This is a genomic window from Heyndrickxia camelliae (assembly GCF_002844575.1).
Taxonomy (GTDB): Bacteria; Bacillota; Bacilli; order Bacillales; family Bacillaceae_C; genus Margalitia; species Margalitia camelliae.
On record NZ_PIQO01000068.1, the window covers coordinates 1 to 693 of the forward strand.

The window sequence follows — 693 nt, forward strand, 5'->3', positions numbered from 1 at the left end:
CTGCATCTGCGACAATGTGTTTCGGTAACTCGAAATAATGCTGTTCGATCTCATCTAGAAATGGAATTAACGTACGTGTATCTGTTGGGTTTGAATATAAACTATAGGCGAGTGCGTACTGACCTTCCGTTGCGATTTGTACATTGTAGCCAGCTTTCAATTGTCCGTTTTGCATATAATCATCTTTCATTCGCATAAATGTCGCATCCGGATCTGTTTTAGAATAGCTGTTACGTGTGCCAAAGATTTCAAAGTCTTGTTGGTATTTCTGTTTTCGCAGGACAAAATCAATCAACTGTTTACGTACTTGTTTCGGGTATTTTCGTTCATTTCTTAACACTTTTCTTTCTGAAACATCGGATGATGCTTCTATTTGTTTATCATACTCGGTTACGACATCGTCCACTTTTTGAACCAATTCAGTGAGCTCTTCCAATGATAACTGTTCATCGCTTTCACGTTCCATTTCAGGTATAATTTCGTTCTCAAGTAGTTCATTGTATAGCTGGTTTGACTTTTCAATTAAACTGTGATGATATTTCTCAATCGATTTCTTCCAGACAAACGTAAACTTATTCGCATTCGCTTCGATTTTTGTACCATCAATAAAAATTGCTTCTTGGTCAATGAGCTCTTCCTGAACCAATTGACAACGGAATTGAACGAAACATTGACGAATTAATTCTTTCACTT

The 693-nt window shown here is 36.8% G+C and carries 1 protein-coding gene; it reads right to left on the reverse strand.

The window, feature by feature from the left end; translation table 11 throughout:
• A partial coding sequence (locus CWO92_RS24930) for a transposase (protein ID WP_165786800.1) occupies positions 1-693 on the reverse strand: 693 nt, incomplete at both ends.